16 protein-coding genes are annotated in these 20475 nt (G+C 59.6%); 9 read left to right on the forward strand and 7 right to left on the reverse strand.

Annotated features, from left to right (window positions below; all coding sequences use genetic code 11):
* Positions 1-63 precede the first annotated feature (63 nt).
* Entirely contained in the window at positions 64-1884 is a 1821-nt protein-coding gene (locus tag K1X75_00930) for an alginate export family protein (GenBank protein MBX7056596.1), read from the reverse strand.
* A 158-nt stretch (positions 1885-2042) separates the two neighbouring features.
* On the opposite strand from K1X75_00930, the gene nirK reads away from it, so the two are divergent.
* From nirK to K1X75_00945, 3 genes are read left to right on the forward strand one after another with little or no spacing between them, the layout of a single operon-like run.
* The gene (nirK, locus tag K1X75_00935; protein ID MBX7056597.1) at positions 2043-3470 is read left to right on the forward strand and encodes a nitrite reductase, copper-containing; all 1428 of its coding nucleotides are present in this window, start codon (positions 2043-2045) and stop codon (positions 3468-3470) included.
* A gap of 30 nt (positions 3471-3500) precedes the next feature.
* The gene (locus K1X75_00940) at positions 3501-4331 is read left to right on the forward strand and encodes a formylglycine-generating enzyme family protein (GenBank protein ID MBX7056598.1); all 831 of its coding nucleotides are present in this window, start codon (positions 3501-3503) and stop codon (positions 4329-4331) included.
* A 4-nt stretch (positions 4332-4335) separates the two neighbouring features.
* Positions 4336-4932 (forward strand): SCO family protein, encoded by a 597-nt coding sequence (locus K1X75_00945; GenBank protein MBX7056599.1) that lies wholly within the window; start codon positions 4336-4338, stop codon positions 4930-4932.
* 41 nt (positions 4933-4973) lie between these two features.
* Here the strand turns inward: K1X75_00945 and K1X75_00950 are convergent, their stop codons facing one another.
* The 3 genes from K1X75_00950 to K1X75_00960 all read right to left on the reverse strand — a co-directional run bounded on the left by K1X75_00950 (position 4974) and on the right by K1X75_00960 (position 6673).
* Entirely contained in the window at positions 4974-5417 is a 444-nt protein-coding gene (locus K1X75_00950; GenBank protein ID MBX7056600.1) for a YHS domain-containing protein, read from the reverse strand.
* Between the two features lie 329 nt (positions 5418-5746).
* Positions 5747-6175 (reverse strand): hypothetical protein, encoded by a 429-nt coding sequence (locus tag K1X75_00955; GenBank protein ID MBX7056601.1) that lies wholly within the window; start codon positions 6173-6175, stop codon positions 5747-5749.
* A 63-nt stretch (positions 6176-6238) separates the two neighbouring features.
* Positions 6239-6673, reverse strand: coding sequence for a MarR family transcriptional regulator (locus tag K1X75_00960; protein ID MBX7056602.1), 435 nt, complete (start codon positions 6671-6673; stop codon positions 6239-6241).
* Between the two features lie 186 nt (positions 6674-6859).
* Here K1X75_00960 and K1X75_00965 point away from each other — a divergent pair, with 186 nt between their 5' ends.
* Genes K1X75_00965 through K1X75_00980 form a run of 4 tightly spaced genes read left to right on the forward strand, consistent with a single transcriptional unit; the run spans position 6860 to position 15250 of the window.
* On the forward strand, positions 6860-7552 hold the full coding sequence (locus tag K1X75_00965) for an HAD-IB family hydrolase (protein ID MBX7056603.1): 693 nt from the start codon (positions 6860-6862) through the stop codon (positions 7550-7552).
* A gap of 17 nt (positions 7553-7569) precedes the next feature.
* Positions 7570-9159: a nickel-dependent lactate racemase gene (locus K1X75_00970; protein MBX7056604.1), complete on the forward strand. Its 1590-nt coding sequence runs from the start codon at positions 7570-7572 to the stop codon at positions 9157-9159.
* Between the two features lie 17 nt (positions 9160-9176).
* Positions 9177-12200, forward strand: coding sequence for an SDR family oxidoreductase (locus K1X75_00975; protein ID MBX7056605.1), 3024 nt, complete (start codon positions 9177-9179; stop codon positions 12198-12200).
* Positions 12200-15250 (forward strand): SDR family oxidoreductase, encoded by a 3051-nt coding sequence (locus K1X75_00980; GenBank protein MBX7056606.1) that lies wholly within the window; start codon positions 12200-12202, stop codon positions 15248-15250. The genes K1X75_00975 and K1X75_00980 overlap by 1 nt, the downstream gene beginning before the upstream one ends.
* An 18-nt stretch (positions 15251-15268) precedes the next feature.
* Here the strand turns inward: K1X75_00980 and K1X75_00985 are convergent, their stop codons facing one another.
* On the reverse strand, positions 15269-16549 hold the full coding sequence (locus K1X75_00985) for a diguanylate cyclase (protein ID MBX7056607.1): 1281 nt from the start codon (positions 16547-16549) through the stop codon (positions 15269-15271).
* Between the two features lie 152 nt (positions 16550-16701).
* Between K1X75_00985 and K1X75_00990 the strand changes: the two genes are divergently transcribed.
* On the forward strand, positions 16702-18315 hold the full coding sequence (locus tag K1X75_00990; GenBank protein ID MBX7056608.1) for a hypothetical protein: 1614 nt from the start codon (positions 16702-16704) through the stop codon (positions 18313-18315).
* Here K1X75_00990 and K1X75_00995 read toward each other — a convergent pair.
* Positions 18312-18743, reverse strand: a complete 432-nt coding sequence (locus K1X75_00995; protein MBX7056609.1) for a hypothetical protein — start codon at positions 18741-18743, stop codon at positions 18312-18314. The genes K1X75_00990 and K1X75_00995 overlap by 4 nt on opposite strands.
* Positions 18740-19924 (reverse strand): acyl-CoA dehydrogenase family protein, encoded by a 1185-nt coding sequence (locus tag K1X75_01000; GenBank protein MBX7056610.1) that lies wholly within the window; start codon positions 19922-19924, stop codon positions 18740-18742. Before K1X75_01000 ends, K1X75_00995 begins: the two co-directional genes overlap by 4 nt.
* 165 nt (positions 19925-20089) lie before the next feature.
* Between K1X75_01000 and K1X75_01005 the strand changes: the two genes are divergently transcribed.
* Positions 20090-20461, forward strand: coding sequence for a hypothetical protein (locus tag K1X75_01005; protein MBX7056611.1), 372 nt, complete (start codon positions 20090-20092; stop codon positions 20459-20461).
* Positions 20462-20475 lie beyond the last annotated feature (14 nt).

The raw sequence follows: 20475 nt of genomic DNA on the forward strand, positions 1-20475 counted from the left end.
CAAGAAGTCTGAAAAATTTGCAGTGGAATTGGCAGCGGCGCAGTAAGACTGCGCCGCGATGATTCAAAACCGAGCGGTTGCCATCAGGTAGGCAAAGTGCGCAGTGCGCCGCGATTGCGGCTGCTGCAGGGCCAGAAATTCTGCCGGTCGATCAATGCGTCCATCGCTCAGATCGCTGACCACCCGGCGACTGTATAGCTCCTGGCGAATCAGCAGGTCGTCCTTGAGCGCGCCGACGGCATCGCCGCCGAGGATATAGCTGTATCCGGCGCGCCATTCGATGGCCAGCGCTTTGACCTCGTAGACAAGATCATATTCGCGGAACAGGTGTTTGCGCAAATGGCCGACGCCAAGGGCTGCGGCGCTCAAATCCGTATTGTAGGCCGAAGCGAAACGTGCATTGGAGGCCGATTCGGTGCTGGCCTGTGTAGCCCCGCTCTGTCCTCCTCCTGTAACTTTGTACCAGGCGTCCTGCGCTCTGTATTTGTCCGCCGACCAGTAAGCGATGCGCAACTTGCCGGCGTCGCCCAGGCGCCATTCCAGATTGATCGACCAGGCTTTCATGTTCTGCCAGCTCACCAGATCTGCTTCGCCAAATTTACCATGGTTGGTGGGGAATAGATTGTTGAATGTAGCAACCGTTGCGTCGTTGCGATTGCCGTCGCCGCTTCCAACCAGAGCCTCGCCGCCCAGGCGCAGCGACTCAAGCACGCGGTAGCCGATGCTGGCTGCTGCGGCAAATGCATCGATGCGCTGGCGCTCAACGTAGACGCGGCAACCGCTCAGCGAAGACCCGTCAGGCTGAGTTACCGTGGCATAAACGCGGCAAGGATTGGCGGCGCTGGTGAAAAGATCCGTCGGCAGGGGGGCAATGAGCTGCGCCTGATCCCAGGCTGCGCCCACATAGCGTCCGCTGCGCCCGGTTTGCCAGGCATATTCCAGCGTCCAGTCCAGAGGACCGGCAGCGCTCTTGCCGCCGTCGACAGTGCGATTGGTGAAGCGCGCGCCCAGCGTATGCAGCTGCTCGGCTTCGCGGCTCCGATCCTCGGTGTTGATGATGGCCACGCCGCCGCGACTCTGGATCGCTGTCGCGTCGGCTACCGGCGCGCTGCGTTGCACAGGGCTGAAGCGCGCTCCAATATAGTAGGGCTCAATCTGAAGCCACTCAATGGGCTTGAATGTATTGTAGATTCCAAATAGTCTGGCGTCGTCCAGGTCTCCGTTCTGGGCGCCCACCGCCGTCGAATTGCCGGCGCTATCTGAATCCTGTTCGGCGAGTTGTGCGACAAACCACTGCGAGGACCAGGCATCGCCATGCAGGTTGGCGCGAATTCCATCAAAGCTGCGGCCGACGTTAGTCCAGTCCAACGGACCAATCAAACGCTGGTCGCCAAAGGCCAGAATCAATCTTCCGCCGCGTACATCGAGGCCGCCCCAAAGCCCGGTGGTCTCCAGCCAGGCCTCGCGTACGTCGACGGATTGCCGCGTGTCGTCGTTCGCTGTGGCCAGTCCCGTATCGGAACCGCGTTCGGCGCCCCAGACCCGAGAATCCTGGAGACGGATGCGCGCTGCGCTGGATTCGCCCAGTTTGGCGGCAACGCCAAGCTCGCTGCGCATGCCGGTAAACTCCTGGTTGTCGTCGCGGGCGCGGCAAAGGGTCCCGCTACAGCTGAGATCCGATCGATCAAAATTGAAATTGTATTTCCATTCCGGACGAACTCGGACCATACCATCCACGCGAATGGCCTCCCAGGCCTTGAGCAATGCTCGCATTCGTTCCATTTCGCCGGGATCCGCCGGCGTCGTTTCGCCTTCGGCGGCCAGCGAATTCAATGCAGCCAGCAGCAAGGCGAGCAAAAGTACCAATTTCTTAAACGTTGACATGATAACCCCCGGTGGGGCCATCTTATCCGCTTTGCTTTCGATTTGCTTTGATCCGGATCAAGTGAAGCTTAAAGAATTGCTTTTTTTCCCTCCCAGTTTGATCCAGATCAATGCCCTTCCACCGGGATTGTGCGAAGAGGGGGCAAGAGGAGGCTTCTATGAGCCAGATCTTGAATTGTAAATTTGCCGGGAATTCGGGCGTTGCTGCACTTGCTGCCGCCGGACTGGTTCTGTTCCTTGCGGCGTTTTCGCTGCAATGTAGCAAACCGACTATCGAGGCGCAGATGACTTTTGCCCCGCAGGTTCCGCCTCCGGTCAATCGAGGACCGGCCCGGGTTATTGTGAACCTCGAGACCAGGGAAGTGACGGCCCGCCTGGCCGATGGCGTGGACTATACCTTCTGGACCTTCGGCGGCCATGTGCCGGGTCCTTTCATCAGGGTTCGCGAGGGCGACGAGGTGGAGTTCCATCTCAGCAACCATCCCAGTTCCAAGATGCCGCACAATATCGACCTCCATGCGGTCACCGGTCCTGGCGGCGGCGCCGCTTCGTCCTTCACTGCGCCGGGCCACACCTCCACTTTCTCGTTTCAGGTAATCAATCCAGGATTGTACATCTATCACTGCGCTACGGCGCCTGTAGGCATGCATATCGCCAACGGCATGTACGGTTTGATTCTGGTGGAACCCTCGGGCGGTCTGCCGGAGGTCGATCGAGAATACTATGTAGTACAAAGCGAATTCTATACACGCGATCGCTTTGGCCGGCCGGGTTTGCAACCCTTTGACATGGAGAAAGCGATACGCGAGCAGCCGGAGTATGTGGTTTTCAATGGTTCCGTTGGCGCTCTGGCCGGCGACAACGCCATCCAGGCCAAGGTTGGCGAAACAGTGCGGCTGTTTGTTGGCAACGGCGGACCGAACCTGGTCAGTTCCTTTCACGTGATTGGCGAGATCTTTGACGTCGTCCACCAGGAGGGAGGGACTGAGGAGAATCAGCGCAATGTGCAGACGACGTTGGTGCCGGCCGGCGGGTCGAGCATAGTTGAATTCAAGGTCGATGTCCCTGGCACCTTCTTGCTGGTAGACCACTCCATCTTCCGCACTTTCAACAAGGGCGCGCTTGGCATGTTGAAGGTCGAGGGCGCGGAAAATCACATGATCTATTCCGGCAAACAATCGGATACGGTGTATTTGCCGGAGGGCGGAGCGGTGCAGAGCGTCCCTGCGGATGCCGGCGCTTCGCGCCCGACGGCGCATACCCTGGCGGAGCGCATTGCCGCAGGCCGCAATACCTTCAACCAGACCTGCGCCGCCTGCCATCAGTTGAACGGGCAGGGCGTCCCCGGCGCCTTTCCGCCGCTGGCAAAGTCGGACTACTTGATGGCCGACACGCAGCGCGCCATTCGCGTCGTACTGCGCGGTCTGGATGGTCCGGTGACTGTCAATGGCAAGACTTACAACTCGGTGATGCCGGCGCAGTCGCTTTCGGACGAGGAAATTGCCAATGTTCTGAGCTACGTGCGCAACAGCTGGGGCAACACGGGGGGCGCAGTTTCGCCGGAGCAGGTGCGCGGATTGCGTTGACTGCAAGTTGGGGCGTAGAGGGCAATGAGGATGTTTGATTCTCCTGCGGCGCGCAGGGCTCAGGCGTTTGCACCACAAAGGCTAACGAGCTGGCTGCTCCTGGTCAGCGCATTGCTGGCGATCGGCGCAACGCCGGCCCTGGCTACGCCGCAGTCCCTTGATCCAACGGCGCCCCTGCCTGGCGGCCGTTACCGATCCTTTCTGGCGCCCTCTGAGGAGGCGCCAGAAAGCGTGGCCCCCTTTCGAATGGATCTTTATGCCGTAACCAACCAGCGCTTTGCGGACTTCGTCGCTCGCTATCCACAGTGGGGACCCGGCCAGCCGCCGCGGATCAAAGCTGATGCGGGCTACCTGCGCCACTGGATTGGCGGGCGCATGTCGCCGCCGCAGGCGCAGTTGCCGGTGGTCAATGTTTCCTGGTTTGCGGCCAGAGCCTACTGTCAGGCGCAGGCCAAACGGCTGCCAACTATAGCACAATGGGAACTGGCCGCAGCGGCGCCGGACGCGGCACGCCGTGGCGAGGGCCGTGCGGCGCTCACCGAGCGGATCCTGGCCTGGTACGGATCGCCCAACCGTTTGCTGCCCGTGGGCAGCGTGTACCGAAATACCTACGGCCTCTATGATATGCATGGCGGCGTCTGGGAGTGGACCGATGACTTTACGCAGGCGGCCGTACAGCGCGACAGCCGCGGCGAAAACGAGCAGAATCAATTTTGCGGCGCAAGCGCTGGCAACGCCAGCAACCGGGAAGACTACGCCGCCTACATGCGCTTTGCCATGCGATCGAGCCTGCGCGCCGCCTCAACCGCCGGCAATCTTGGCTTTCGATGTGTTGCAACTTCTCATTTACAAGCGAGGTGATCGAATGAAATACCGCAGCTCACTCTACACAAGCGCCGCGCTACTTGCCGTCGCGCTCCTGTCGATGCTCACACTCTGTAAAGGCGAGCATGATCATGCCTCCTTGCCCGCAAGCGCTTCCTCCGACGGCTCACTGTATGATCTCAACTTGCAATTCAAAGACCAGCGTGGACGGACCATTGCCTGGCAGGATCTGCGCGGCAAGAAAACAGTGATGGCGCTCTTTTACACGCGCTGCGCTTCGGTCTGCCCGCGCATCATTGCCGACATGAAGCGCGTGCAGGATTCGCTGCCGCCAGCGGCGCGCGCCGAGGTGCGCTTTGTCGCACTGAGCTTTGACGGGCAAGACACGCCGGAAATTTTGGCCGACTATGCCTCCAGAATGCATCTGGATGAGTCGTGGACCTTGCTTGGCGGGACTTCGGATTCAGTGCAGGAGCTCGCGGCGGCTCTGGGCTTTCAATTTCGCAAACACGGCGACGGCCAGTTCACACACAGCGCAATCATCTATCTGCTGGATGAGGAGGGCGCGGTGGTCAGTCGCAAAGAAGGCGCCGGGCAAAGCATCGAGGACTTCTCGGCCTCTGTCGCAGAACTCTAGCAAAAAAAGCGGCGCCGACAGTACGGCGCCGCTCCGCCCGGTCAATGGGCGTTGACGTGACCCTGCCAGTTCGCGTCGCCCTGGCGGATATAGTTCTGCATATCTTCCAGCCAGTCTTCCTGTACGTCTGAGTCGTAGTTCAGAAAAAGGCGGCCGCCGACAATCTTCCAGGCCGTTGGATCCACTTCGACCAGCTTGTTGTAATGTCCCATGGCATAGGCGCAATACCCGCCGTAGGCCGGGGCATAGCGCTGTGGATTGGCCTTGAACAGATTGAGATTCTGCTGGGATGAGAAGCGCCAATTGGCGCCATTCCACTGGTAGCTGAATTGCGCCTGACCGCGCACTGGCCGACCCACGGTGAAATAGGCCACCGGATCATAGCCGCGGATTGCTGCGCCATCGGCGACAAAAACGGGCGAGGCTGCAAGCGATCCGCCAAGGATCAGCGAAAGCAGCGCGCCAAAGACAATGCTTCGATTCATGGGTTCCCCTTTGCAATGCGCGATACCCTGCCGGAGCCTGGCCATCGCGTTCATGCTTGGGATGTTGGACGTTGGCCGCAGGTTACATGGCTTTCCGGAAAAAGCGCTGACAATCTGCCTTCGCCAGCGCCCAATCCCCGCCCGAGAGCGCGCCTCCAACCTCCGTTCCTGGGGCCTGGGGATAAACAAAACGGTTTTCAAAATGAACTGCATTGACTGCAGCAATGGCGAATTTCTCGGAGAATTCGCACGAATGTTTCAACCGATGCGCGTATTCGATTCGTGAATGGCGCGACCTCCTGTCGTGCGCAGCCGACTTTGGACCGGCGCTAATTTGCGATCTCCCCGGCGCGGCGCAAAGCTTGCAGACTCTTGCCGGGACCGGAGGCCTCCGCTTTGCGCACAATTCCATCGCTGGCGCCGCGCATAACCACTTCATTGCGCTGATTGCGACAGACAAAGCTCAGTTTTAGTTTTTCGTGGCTGCGCCGCTCTACCGCTTCGTCAATGCAGATCTCGCAAACCACATGGTCGCCCTCGTAAACCGGGCTGACGAACTCAAATCGCATCGAGCGCGCCAGAAAGCTGATCTGTCCGCCGGCCATGGTGGGCAGACTGGCGACCAGCAATCCGTGCGCAATCAGCGGGCCATCGCTGCGTACATGATGCTCGCCAGTGTCGCCGCTGGCCGCCGCAAAGTTCAGAATTTCCTGCCGCGTAAAGCTGCGTTCCGTGTACAGAGTTTCTCCTGCTCTCATAACCCCGCCTCTCTATTGGTTTTATACAAAACTAAAGTCCATTTGGCGACTACGTTTTTTGACTCATTCCGATTCCAGATTGCGCAAAGCGCGTAGTAGCAGCTCGGAAAGTTGCGTCAACTCCGCCGCGCTGAATCCCTGTAACATGCGTCGGTTCATCGCCGCCGAGATTCGCATCAATTCCGGCGCGGCCTTTCGGGCTCGCGCTCCGAGATCAACCACCACTCGCCTGCCATCCTCGGCGTCGCGCCGTCGTAAAACAAAACCGCGCGTCGCCAGTTGCTCCACCAGCGCTGACACCGTCGATTTGTCGCGACGCGTACGACGGGCCAGCTCCATCATCGTTAGCGGTCCGCTGTGCAACAATACGAATAGCAAATCGCCATGAGCCGGCGCCAGATCTTGAAGGCCGCGCCGCGACAGCTCGCGCTCCAGCAATCGAAAGGCCTCCTGGCGGAGTTTGCTGGCCAGATAGAGGATCGCTGGCCGCTGGCTCATCTGGTTTTATACAAAACTAAATTGCGTCCGTCAATTCTATTTCAGCGGAGGCGCGCCGCCATCCTCTGAAATAGGGCAACGCGCCTTCATTTGGTGACAGTGCGTCAGGCGCCTGAGCGCGATTGCCGGCTATGTCGCATGCAGTGCGGCGCATCAGACTTGACCCCCGGCAAATTGCGCTGAATTGTGAATCTTATGGCTGTATCCGCCGAGACATCTCGCGCTGCTGTGTTCTACGACATCGACAACACGCTGGTCGATTCGCGCGTAATCTATGCCTACCTCTACTTTGCCTTGCGTATGCCGCGCATCAGCGAACGCGTTGCCCGGCTGACCCGGACGGCGCTGCTTTCGCCAGTCTACGCCGCGGCCGGCGCACTGAATCGCGCCCTTTTTTACCGCCTGTTCTATGCCAGCTACAAAGGCATGCCGCTGGAGCGTCTGCGTTTGATGGGGAGCGATGCTGTGCAAAAGGCGATTCTGCCTCATATCTACGAGGAAGCGCGTCGAAGAATTGCAAAGGCGCAAAGCATGGGTCTGGTGCAGGTCCTGGTTTCCGCCTCGCCGGATTTTATTGTGCAGCCGCTGGCGGAGAGTCTCGGCATTGAACACTCTATTTGCAATGAGCTGGAGTATGCTAACGGATTTGCAACCGGCAAGATCGTTCCGCCGCTGCTCTTGGGCGAGGACAAGGCCCGAGCTGTGGCTCGCTTTGCGCGCGAACAGCGCATCGACTTGCTGAGTTCTTACGCCTTTGCTGATTCGCTTCAAGATCGGCAAATGCTGGAGACCGTAGGGTTTCCCAGTGCAGTGAATGCTCAGCCTGGTCTGGCCGAGGCGGCCCGCGAACGCGGTTGGCCGCTGCTGCAGTTTATTTGAAGAATATCGGATTTGTTGTGAGCAGACAGCCAGCATATTCCGCGTTAGCGGGCGTCGTCGGCGAGGACGATCGGGAGGTCGCGATCAGCGATCCGGGCGCCGCCTCGCGTTGCCTGCTCTCCGGCGAGCGACTGATGGATCTGCAACTGCCGGCTGCGGTGCGCATGATCTATCCGCGCGAACCGATGCGCGAGCTGCGCGATTTGCCGGGCGCGCTGCGCTTCGCCTGCCTTCATCCCGAGCAAAGCGCGCCGTTGCCGCAGCTGTTGCGACCCGGTATGAAGCTGACGATTGCCGTGGAAGACGCCGGCGCTGTTCTGCCGGCGCTGCCGCGCCCTGATTGGAGGCAAAGCGCACTGGAGTGTGTGCTGGATTTTGCTGATCACGCCGCGGTGGAAGACATTCATATTGTATTCGCAACTGCTTGCAATCGTCGCATGAACGCCAAAGAAATGCGCCGACTGTGCGGAGCGGCGATTTATGAGCGCTTTGCGCCAGACCGGCTCTACAGTCACGACTGCCTGGACGCGTCTCTTCTAGAAGCGCTGCCGACGGATGGTCCGGGACCTCAGCTTGAGGTATCGCGTCGGGCCGCCAGCAGCGATCTGATCATTTATCTTTCGCTGCATGCCGGCGCCCAAAATGACCTGCGCAAGTCCTGGCTCTTTGGCCTGTGTTCGATGCGTTCCGCAGCGCTGCTCCTGGAGATGGATCGCCAGGGCGTCGATCCGCTGGCCAGTAGCGCCGGGCCGCGCATTTTTCAAATCGAGGCGGCGATCAACAGTCGCGCCTTTGGCGGGGGCCTGGACTTCTTGCAAAGAAACGAAGATCGCTGGAGTGCGATCGATCGGCGCAAGAGCCATGCCCTGCAGCGCAGTCTGTCGCGTTTGCGCTCGGACTATACGGGACGCTTGCTGGCGCGCATGCGCGGTGCGCGCCAGTGTGCAGCTGTCTTTGCCGGCGATCCGATCAGGGTGCGGCGTCGTATTCTGCGCACCAACCAAAAGCAGTACTGCATCCGGACGGCGGGGCCCGCTGATATTCTGATCAGCGCTGCGCCGCCAATCAGCGCCTTTCATCTGCAGGGAGCCATGAATCCGCTGCTGCTGCACTACGCAGCGGCCGCGATCTGTTCCAATTTTTATGGCGATCAGCCGCTGCTTCACCCGGGCGGCGATCTGCTGCTGTGCTACAGCGGACGACTGGACTTCGACGGCTTCGCATTTCCTGGATATCAGGAATTCTTTGAAGAGGCCTTGCCGGAATTGCTGCTGAGCGGGGAGACGGCGCTGCAGACTCCAAAGAGATTGCAGTACTCCAGCGAGGCGCAACAGGCCTACCGTACGGAGGGCGCCTTGCCGCCCGGGCACGCCATGCTGCTCTGGATCATGGGCAGCCGCGGCCGCCGACTGAACGCGCGCGTAACGCTGGTAGGCGACGCGCCGCCGGAAATCGCCGACGCCCTGGGCTGGCAAAGCGCAGCCACTGTTGATCAGGCTCTGGCCCAGCTTCAGGCCAACTCCTTTGAGCATTCGATCGTCTATCTGCCACAGCCGTCGCTGTGTTGCCCGCAAGTTTTGCCGGACATTGCAGCCGAGAAATCTTGAATACCAGGAACAAAACCATGGCTACAGCTCGAAAAAAACGCACAACCGAAGGCGAGGGGCCGGCGCTTGACTCGATGAGTCTCGATGCACTGCGTTCCTATGTTGCGGAACGCGAGCGGCGCGAAAGCGGCGCGGCGACGCTCGATGGCGGGCCGCATTTTTCCGGCAGCGAAGCGGCAAAGTCGCTGCGCGGTGCGGCGATGTCTGCGGCGGCCGGCGCATTCAGCGTTCGCCAAACCCTCGACGGCAAGAAGATCATGATGATCGGCGGCACCGGATTTCTGGGCCGCGTCATGCTCTATATGCTCCTCAAGTATTCGCCAGTCATGGAGCGCATCTATGTGCTGATCCGTCCTACCCATGGGCGCACCGGACAGGATCGGCTGGAAAAGGAAATCCTGGAGTCTCCGGTGTTTACCACCGTTGAGGGCGATCGCGAATATTTTCGTCGCCTGGCCGCCGAGAAGATCACAGTGGTGGAGGGCGATGCGGCGCGCACAGGCATGAATTTGAAGCCGGAGGTGCGAGAGCTGCTGCTGGCTGAGGTCGATGTTGTGCTCAACACTGCCGGCAATGTCGAATTCAATCCGCCGCTCGATCTTTCGCTCAACGCCAATGCCATCGCCACCCGCGAGGTGCTCGATTTTGTAGAGGCGACGCAGTCGCGGCGCTACGTCCACATTTCCACCTGCTACGTCGCCGACCGCCAGCGCTATCCCGATCGCGCGCCGGAAGTTGTGGTCAGCGATCGAGTGGTCAACGCCTCGGGAAACGAAATCGTTATTGATGCGGAGCGGGAACTGGCGGAGGCGGCGCGCGTTGCTGCGCGCCTGAAAGAAAATTTCGAGCGTCCGGAAAAGATGGACGAGTTTCGCGCTCAGGCCTGGCAAGAATTGAAGCGTTTCGGTCGCGAGGATGTGAGCGATCGACTGGCGGAAAAGACGGCCAAGAATCTGCGCACCATGGCGCTGCGCGAAGAACTGATCCGCGCCGGCCGCGAGCGCGCCGAGCGCTTGAATCGCCCCAACGTCTACACCTATACCAAGACCCTGGCAGAGCTGATTGTCAAGGCGCGCGAGGATCGGATTCGTTATACCATCGTGCGCCCGTCGATTGTGGAGACGGCAATCAAGTATCCCTTTGCCGGATGGAATGAGGGCATTCAGGGTTCTGCGCCTTTGATGTATCTCATATACAAAGGCCACCGGATGTTGCCCAGCATCTCCACCGCGCCGGGCGAACGACAGGAAGCGCGCCTGGATATCATTCAGGTCGATCTGGTGGCTGCCGGCACGATTCTGGCGATGGCTGCTCTGCTTGCTGATGAGCACAAGCCAGTCTATCAATTGGCCGCCGGCGGCATCGATACGCCGGTCACGCCCAATCGACTGCTCAACGTGCTGCAGGTAAAACTGCGCGCCATGAATGACCCGGCCTTGCCGCGCTACCAGCGTTTCATGCACCGTCATCTGGAAACCTATCCGGTGACCAAAAAGCAGTTTCAGAAGTTCTCCAGCCCGCGCATGCTCAAGATTCTCAGCCGCGCCCGCGACAGTCTGGAGCGTCTTGAGGCGCGCAAGTTGCCCGGTCTGGCGCACGAAATGGTGCAACGCGTGCAGGGCAATGTGGAGCGCTACTACCAGCTGAGCCACGTCAAGAATCGCATCTTTGGCGAGTTCATGCCCTTCATGAATCACGGCTTTCCGATTTTCGAAAATCAGAACTGCGTCGACCTCTGGCGACGTCTGCCTCCCGAAGAGAGCGAGATTTATTTTTTCAACCCTTACCAGATCGATTTCATCGACTACCTGGCGAACTACCACATGGACTCGGTCTTTAAGTGGATCTTTCCGGTTCTGGACAAACGTTTCAAGTCCATTGATCAGATCGGTCGAAAGAGTCCGGACAAGAGCGAGGGCGCCAACAGCATCGCCTCGCTGCGCGCGGTGTTTGCCAGCAGCGATATGGATTTCAGCGATCGCGTCCATCTGCTGCGACGAGCTGCAGCCCAGCGTCTGAAAACGGCGCGCGAAAAGCGCAAGGCGGCGCGCGCTGCGCGTCAGCAGGAAGAGGAACTGGTTTCCTCGGCCTGGATCCGGCAGCATGTGCGACACTTTACCGACGGCGTTGCTGTAAATCAGTACTCAGAAATGAGCCCCGAGGCTCGCGATCGTTTCGCCGCCCATGTGTCTCTGATTGGCGGCATTGATGTCGATGGCAAGGGGCTGCTGGACATGGGCGCCCCGGCCAAGCTGGAGCGTCTGCTGGACCGTCGTCAGGAGGAGTTGGCCGAAAGCAGCGAAGGCGGTCTGTTCTCGCTGCCGGAGGACGGCGTCGAGATTCCGGATTTCATCCGCGAACCTACCGCGGAGATGCTCTACCGTCTGCAGATGTGGTTCTATCGACGAGTGGTGCGAGCGCGAGTCGCCGGCCGCGACAACATCCCGCTGAACAATAACAACGTGATCCTGGTGGCCAACCATGCCAGTCACCTGGACTACGGCCTGGTCTGGTACAGCCTGGGCGACTATGCCCGCGATATGGGCATCCTGGCGGCGCGCGATTACTTCTTTGATCGCTTCTTGAAGTCGACCTTCTTTGGCAATTTCCTGAATCTCATTCCAGTGGAGCGCGCCGACAATTCCAGCTACGGCAAGGCGCTGAAACACGGATTGGAATTCTTGCAAAAGGGCGGACCGCTGCTGATCTTTCCGGAGGGCACGCGCTCGCCGGACGGCAAGATGCGCACCTTCCGTCATGGCCTGGGCTATCTGGTGCAGCATGCCCGCGCCGACGTATTGCCATTGCGGCTCTACAATACGCATGTAGCGCTCCCCAAGGGAAAGACCCTTGTGCGCCGCGCCGACGTGCGCGTACAGATCGGTAAACTTGTTTCTTACGAAGAACTTGAGGAACAAACACGCGGCTTTTCGCCGACCAAAACCTACGCCCATATTGCCCGCAGCCTGGAAGAAGCGGTGCGCTCCATTCACGGCAAGGCGCAAAGCGACGATGACATCGGATCGCAGGGAGAATCCTGATGAGCGAAAACAAACTCAAGAAACTCCAGCGCTGGCGGCGCAATACGCGTCTGGCTGGCGCCGCCGTGGCCGGCCTGCGAGCGCTGGCCAGACGCTACCGCGGCAAAGAAGCGACCGGCAGCGCTACATTGCCGGCCGGCGCGACCCTGCGCGATGCGCGCTTCAGTCCCGAACCAATGACCTACGATCCGGCCGATCGCGAGAGTCTCGATGTGTGGGGCTTCAAGGACACGCGTTTTATCATCAATGACCGCGGCCACGTCGAGCTTACCGGCCGCCGCTATGCGCTGTCCGGCAGCGAGCTGACCCGACTGCTGCCCTGGATTGAGGATGTCCTTGGCCTCAAAGTTGACGCGCGCGATACCAGGCCCTCGCACTATGGCCAGGGAATTCCGGCGCCGCGGCGCAATGCGCATTTCGAAGAGGATTTGCGCAAGTTCCTGAGCGAAGACCAGATTACAGCGGACGAGCGAATCCGACAGCGGCACGGACACGGGCACACGCAAGAAGAGATGTACCTGATCAAGAACGGCTCGCTGCCGCGCGTGCCAGATCGGGTCGTCTATCCGGCGGATGAGTCGCAGGTTGCGAGTCTGGTGGGAGCGGCCATTCGGCGCAATGTTTGCTTGATTCCTTACGGCGGCGGTACCAACGTCACGGAAGCGTTGCGTTGCCCTGCGGATGAAGAGCGTCTGATTTGTTCTATTGATATGAGTCGGATGAACCGCGTACTCTGGATCGATCCGATCAATCATACGGCCTGTATCCAGGCTGGCGCCGTTGGCCGGCACATCATGACCCATCTTGCGCGCTATGGCTACACCATGGGCCATGAGCCGGATAGCATCGAGTTCAGCACCCTTGGAGGATGGATTGCCACCCATGCCAGCGGGATGAAAAAGAACAAGTATGGAAACATAGAAGATCTAATCGTAGATATGAATGTGGTCGGCCCGCTGGGAATCGTGCGTCGCTTTTCGGCAGGGCCGCGAGAATCCACCGGCATCGACCCCAGACTCTGGATGTTTGGATCGGAGGGCAATTTGGGCGTTGTCACCCAGGCGGTGGTAAAGCTCTTTCCGCTGCCGGAAGTAAAGCGCTACGGTTCAGTGATCTTCCCCAATTTCGAAAGCGGCGTGCAATTCATGTACGAGTTATCTCGCCAGAGTTCCTGGCCAGCCTCGGCGCGCCTGGTAGATAATTTGCAGTTTCAATTGAGCATGGCGCTCAAGCCCGCCGATCCAAACGAAAGCGCCTGGCACAGGCGCAAGAGTCGCCTGCAGAAGCTCTTCGTAACACAGATCAAGGGTTTTGATCCGGATCAAATGACAGCCTGCACCCTGGTCTTTGAGGGTCGGGCGGAAGAGGTGCAAGCTCAGGAGCGACAGGTTTACGGCATCGCCCGCCGCTATGGGGGATTACGAGGCGGCGGAGAGAATGGCGAGCGCGGCTATCAACTAACCTTTGGCATCGCTTATATCCGCGACTTCATGATGAACCACTACTTGATGGCGGAGTCCTTTGAGACCTCGATGCCCTGGACTCGCGTTCATGACGTAGTGAACAATGTCAAGCGCCGCGTCGCTGAGGAGCACGCCCGCCGCAATTTGCCTGGCAAGCCCTTTGTTACCGCGCGATTGACGCAGATCTATGAGACCGGCGCAGTCATATACTTTTACTTTGCGTTTTACGCCAAGGATGTGCCCAACCCACACCATGTCTTCAATGAAATTGAGCATGCGGCCCGCGAGGAGATCTTGAAATCGGGCGGTTCGTTGTCGCACCACCACGGAGTCGGCAAGCTGCGTACCAGTTTTATGCCACAAATTCTGTCGCCGGCAGGACTGCAGTGGAAGGAGCGCATGAAGGAGGCGCTGGATCCGCAAAATATCTTTGGCGTGCGCAACCAGTACGGGGCAATTGCTGCGCCGGCAGGGGCGCCCTCGGCAGCGGGGATGGGTTTCTTTCGACGGCTGCGCATGCGTCTGGCCTCGTTCTTTGCACGCGTCGCAAACTGGCTGGCCGGCGGCGCTCTGCCGGGATCTCAGACCAAGGTTCAGGCTGCGCCATCGCCGGCCTTCATGGGACAGGCATCAACATCCGCAGCGCCCTCGTTGTTGGTGGAAACTCCAGTAGCCGAGGTGCTTCCGGCGCAACGTGGTCGGCCGTCGCGCGTCGAGCTGCAAGCTCAGAGTTCGATGGAAAACCATCGCGCCGCGGAACTTCTGGCGCCCGCGCGTCGCGCAGCAGAGACCACGGCCTCGGCGCGCGGCTACTTCAGCGGGAAGACGGTGCTGGTAACCGGCGCCAGCTCCGGGATTGGACGCGAGCTGGCGCTGGAGCTGGCTCGTCGCGGGGCCAACGTAGTCGCCATGGCTCGAACCGAAGAGCGACTACGCTCGCTACAGGCTATCACCGGCCAATGGATGGTGCGCGGCGATGTCAGCGTGGAAGCGGATTGTCGCTTTGCTATTGATGCAGCCCTGAAGCAGTATGGCCGGCTGGATGCAGTAATCCACAATGCCGGCGTTAGTATGCGCGGCCTGGCTGAAGAGACCGATCTGAGCGTTGTCGATCGGCTGCTGGCTACTAACTTTTATCCAATCATATATATGTACCAACATGCGATTGACGCCCTGCGTCGCAGTCGCGGCCACTTTGTAGGCGTATCCAGCATGATGGGTCACTTTTCTACGCAGTTGCGCTCCGGCTATTGCGCCAGCAAGCACGCCTTGCAGGGATATCTCGATAGCGTCCGTCTGGAAAACGCTGCTCATGGAGTGCACGTCATGTCGGTGGCGCCTGGCTTTGTCAGTACGGAGATTACGCGCCGCGCACTGAATTCACAGGGCGAGTCGCACGACAAAGAGAGCGACAATACGGCGGCCGGACTGCGCCCGGATTTTGTGGCGCGGCGCATTTTGCGCGGCATTGAGCTGCGCCGTCGCGATGTCTATCCCTCGCGCGTCAAAGAGATCATTGGACTGGGTCTCAGTCGCGTGGCCCCGGCGGTGCTGGACCGCATCATGTTGAAATCGTCAGTTACCTGAGCTTGCGCTGCGGGCGCTTCAGGCGCCCGGAGCATCAAACATGGTGACATTGCCGCCGGCGCCCTTGGCGGCATAGAGCGCCTGATCGGCGCCGTCCACCAGGCCCCGCGCGTCCTCATGCCCAGGGTAGAAAGCCGCGCCACAGCTGAAGCTGCACTGAAATTGCGCTGCGCCATAGCGATGGACTATCCGGGCAAAGGATTGCTGCACGCGTTCCAGCGCCTGGCGCGCCAGATTGCGATCGACGCCCGGCAAGATAATGCCGAATTCTTCGCCGCCGTGTCGGCCCACCACATCGCTGGATCGCAACTGCAACTTCAAGGCGCGAGCCAGATTCTTGATTACCTGATCGCCTGCCGAATGACCGTAAGTGTCGTTGACGCGCTTGAATTTATCGAGGTCCGTCATGGCGAAGCACAGGCTGCCGCCCTCGCGAGCGGCGCGGGCCAGCTCAAAATCCAGGCGCTGTTGCAGGGCGGTATGATTGAGTAGCCCGGTCAGGCTGTCGCGCACCATCAGTTGTCGGACGGAGTGCGAACGCATTACCCTGGCGGTAACGGAGGAAACCAGATGAGCGGGTTGAATCGGTTGCAGGAGAACGTCATCGCCGCCGCGGCCCATAGCGCTCAATTGGCGTTCGCGATTCTCCTCCCCTGAAAGAAAAACGATCGGCAGCGACACGTACTGCTGATGCTGACGGATGACCTGGGCCAATTCCCCGCCCAGACACTCATCATAGTACATGTTCAAAAGCAGAAGTTCCGGATCGAATTCGGCGATGGCTTGCAGCGCTTCCGCCGGGCTGGCCACGGCCTGGACCTGCATGCCGGCTGCGGAGAGAATCGCGGCGTATTTTGTGCGCGCAGCGGCGTCGTTCTCTACAATCAAGATGCGATACTGCGGCTGGTCTTCGCTGGTGGCCAATCGATCCAGGGTTGCCACCAGTTCATTGAAATCTGGAGGAGAGGGCAGAAAGGCCACTCCGCCAAAGCGTGCGGCCATCAGACGCAACTGCAACGAATCCTCTTCTGCAAGGAAAACCACCGGAAAGGCTCGCGAGGATTCAGTTTGTACTTCGGACATGACCATGCCAATGTCCTCGCTCTGGCTTCCTACGGAGGCTACAATGGCCATCGGCGGTCGGACGCGTACTGCATGGCGCACGGCGTAGAGGTCCGGATAACCGGCTGAAACATAGCCATAGTAGGAAAGTTCGCTGGCGATGGCCTGACGCAGCGCCGGATCCGACTCCACTACGTAGATAATCCGCGGAGCATCGCTCTCTTCACTTTTTCGCATGGCTGGCAACGCCGGTAGAGGAGGGAGCGCGGCCCGCCGACAGACTGTCAGCGATGGGCGTCTATCTTCTCCGGCAGCCAAGCGCGCTGCAATGCAGGGAGTCTGCAAAGAAATAATTTGACTCTCTCCGTCGCAAAGCGAATGTCCACGCCGTGCGGACCCTGTCCACGCTGCTTTTTGCCTTCCGATTGCTGCTGGTCTCAGCAGTGATATACAACAGCACTCGTTTCCTGCCGGCGGACTGGCGATCGCGCATTCGCTTCCGGGCCACGCGCAATGGCGCCCAGCAGATCGCCTCTTTCTTTCTGCGGCAGGGCGGCATCTTCCTGAAGGCCGCGCAGTATCTGTCTACGGTCTCCAATGTATTCGATGTGGAATTTACCGAAATCTTTGCAGATGTTCCCGATCGCGCCGAGGCGCGGCCCTATGCCGACATTCGCTACCGCTTCCAGGAGGCCTTTGGCCGCGATGCGCACGAACTCTTCCTGGAATTTCAGGAGCAACCGCTGGCGGCGGCCTCGCTCGGTCAGGTGCACGTTGGACGCATCAGCGATGGTCGCAAGGTCGCCATCAAATTGCTGCACCCCGATATGGAACGCGCCATCCACCAGGACTTGCGCGCCCTGAATCTGGCCGTGCGCATGATTCTCGTCGTCTACCCACATCTGGATTTCCGGCCGCACTTCTCCGAATTCGCCAACATGGTGCAACTGGAGATCGACTATCTCAATGAGGCCGAGAGCATGCGGCGGGCGCGCGATCAGTGGAAGGATGAGCCGCGCATTGTGGTCCCGGCAGTGATCGATGAACTGAGTCGCAGCACTGTTCTGACTACGGAGTTCGTTGAGGGCGCGTCAATCATGGACCTGCCCGCTCTTGACCGCATGGGCCTCGATCGCGGGGCCGTGGCTGAGCTTTTGCTGGAATCTTATGCGCGGATGATTCTTTCGCATCGCTTCTATCACGCTGATCCTCATCCGGGGAATATCTTCGTACTTCCAGAGGATGCCATGCATCCGGTACGTCTGGCATTTGTCGATTTTGGCGCAACGCAGGACATTACCGAGCGAATGCTTGGCTTTTTTCGGCGTTTTCTGGAGGTCGCTCGCTCGCGCGATGTGCCGGCGCTTGTCGACCTTGCCGTAGAGTCGGGAATGCTTGCGCCGGACGCCGATCGCGAGCTCTACGCCAATCTCTTTGAGCAAATCACCGCGCGCTACGGCAGTTTCAAGGTAGATTCATTCTATCGAATCAATCCAATGCGCTTTGGTCGCGTCATCAAGCTGCGCGATCTTTCCACTGTCGGACTGCGGCTGCGCGATTTGATCGGCCAGTTGCGTTTGCCGCGTCGCTATATCTATCTTGGACGATCGCTGACCATGCTGATATCTCTGGCAATGCGCCTGGACGATCGCGTCAACGTTTTCCTCGTCGCCCGTCCGCATATTGATCGATACATCGGTCTTCCGCGCCGCGGTTTGCTTGGTTTGTTTCGTGGGCGCGGTCTGCGCGGCGCGTTGCAGGAAGCGCTGCATCCGCAACTGCGCAAGAGCGAGTTTCAGACCGCCTACGATTTGCGCGAGGAACGAAAGCTGCGGCGACTGGTCATACGCGAGAGTATTCTGGCATCAGGCGGCGTGGTTTTCGCGGTGGCCGCCGGCTGGATGCAAACGCAGCTTCTGGCGCTCTGGTCGCACGGATTTCTGGCCGCGGCGCTTGTCTGTTTTGCTTTGCTCTCCTTAACCTTTTTTCGACGGACGCGTTAGTCCTTCGGCGGCTGAGGCGGGCGCGTTCGATTCTCGATGCTCCATGCTGCGGCCAGCAGCGCCGGGGCGGAAGGCAGAAACATCAGCATCGTCGCCAGTACTGACAATCGGAGAACGGAATAGCCAAGGCTAAGAGCGCCCAGCTCCGCCGGATATTCGCGAAACACGGCGTAGCCCGGCAGGGCCAGCAACAGCGCGACTACCGAATAGACCAGCGCAGCATCGGCGAACGCTCCGACAAAACGCAGGCCGCTTCTGTGCATGGAACGATTGGCGACCCAGACGCCGCCCGGCGCTGCCAGCGGCAATGGCGCCAGCGCCAGCAACCAGTGCAGCCAACCCTCGCCAGGACCGGCAACCAGCAGTAACATGGCGCCGGGAATGGCGGCAAGGATGCCGACCAGCGCGCCGTGCAGTTTCAGATTCATCCGACGGCGCCTGTCGCGTACAGTCTGCGCAAGTCGCCGACAATATTTTTTTGCATCGCCTCGTTGGTGCCGCCGCCAATGCTGAGCAGAATTGCATCGCGTAGCATGCGCTCCACGGGATACTCGCGTGTGTAGCCGTAGCCGCCCAGCACCTGGATTGCATTTCGAGCGACGCGCTCAGCCATCTGTGTTGCGCAAAGCTTGGCCGCCGCCGCCGACAGGGATTGTCGCGCCTGCGGCGTCAACGAGCGCGCTGTCTCGTAAACCAGGGCGCGCGCCGCACGATAGTCTGCATAGCTGTCCGCCAGCAAGCGTTGGACCTGGCCAAATTCGGAAAGCGCCTTGCCAAAGGCTCGCCGTTCCTGAAGTGCGTAGCGGGCCATTTCGTCCATGCAGCGGCTTGCGATCCCCAGAGACTGCGCGGCAAGGCTCACCCGTTCGATCTCAAGATTGCGCATCATTGAGGTCAGTCCGCCGTTTTCTGCCGATAGCATATTCTCCGCGGGCACTTCCAGATCTTCGAAGAACAACGTGGCCGTCGATGAGGCTTTCATCCCCATCTTCTGTTCTTTTTTGCCGACGGCGAAGCCCTTCCAGGAGGATTCAACAATGAAGCTGGTAATTTCCCGTCGCTCCGCGTGGTCCAGTTTGGCGTATACGATTAGAAAATCTGCTTCCGGTCCATTGGTAATGAATTGCTTGGCGCCGTTCAGGATGTAGCGATCCCCCTTCCGGGCCGCCACGGTGCGCAGGCCAAGCACATCTGTGCCTGCCGAAGGCTCGGTCATGCCCATGGCGCCCACCTTCTCTCCAGAGAGAACGCCTGGCAGGTAGCGTTTCAGTTGCGCGGGCGATGCGTTGACGAACAAATTGTTCACGAACAGCACTTCATGCGCCAGATAGCTCAAGGTAAAGGCAGCGTCAAAGCGGCTCATCTCTTCATGAACGATTACTTCAGCTACGGCATCCAATCCGGCGCCGCCGTGTTCGGCCGGTACTGTCAGTCCAAAGATGCCGAGTTCAGCGCCCAGCCGTCGGAACAGCGGAAGGTTAAAGCGTTCAGCATGGTCATACTCGCTGGCCTGCGGACCAATTTCGCCAACGGCGAATGCGGCAACAGCGTTGCGCAGCTCGCGGTGCTCCTGGCTGGGATTGCAGAGGTCGAAGGGCTCTTGTTCCATCGCCGCGCCCGAATCCATTGCAGCACTCATAGCCGCAACAAACTGCACGCGGCCCTATCCTCACAGCTATTTTCCTCGAACTTCGCTCAGTGCATTCGGGGATTTTCTCTTTACCCTTCGTCTAAGAAAAGGAACCTGCCCGCGGACGAGGGCGCTGGATATTTCATGTCGCTTCCTTTTTTGATCTCTGGTTTGCTTGATGCAGCCCTGGTAATTGGAATATCATGGAGCATGCCGCGTCGCTTTCGCAACGCGCTTACTTCTATTGAAGAAAAGAACTCCGGTTGGGCTGGCTACTACCGGGCCTCGATCGGACGCCTGCTTGGCGGCAAGGGCGGGCTGGACGAGGCGCTGGCGCTTCTGCACTATGTCGCCCTCCATCTGCTGACGCCGCTGCTTGGCTTTGGGCTCTTCCTGCACAGTGATGCAAACTTCCTGACGGCCATTGTTGCCATCATTGTCAGTATCCAGCTGGTGCAACGACTCTATCCTGGCAGCTCTGAGGACGAGGAAGATCTGAGCGAAAGCGAGAGTTGAGACCGCGCCGCAGA

Source organism: Leptospirales bacterium (assembly GCA_019694655.1).
GTDB lineage: Bacteria > Spirochaetota > Leptospiria > Leptospirales > Leptonemataceae > SSF53.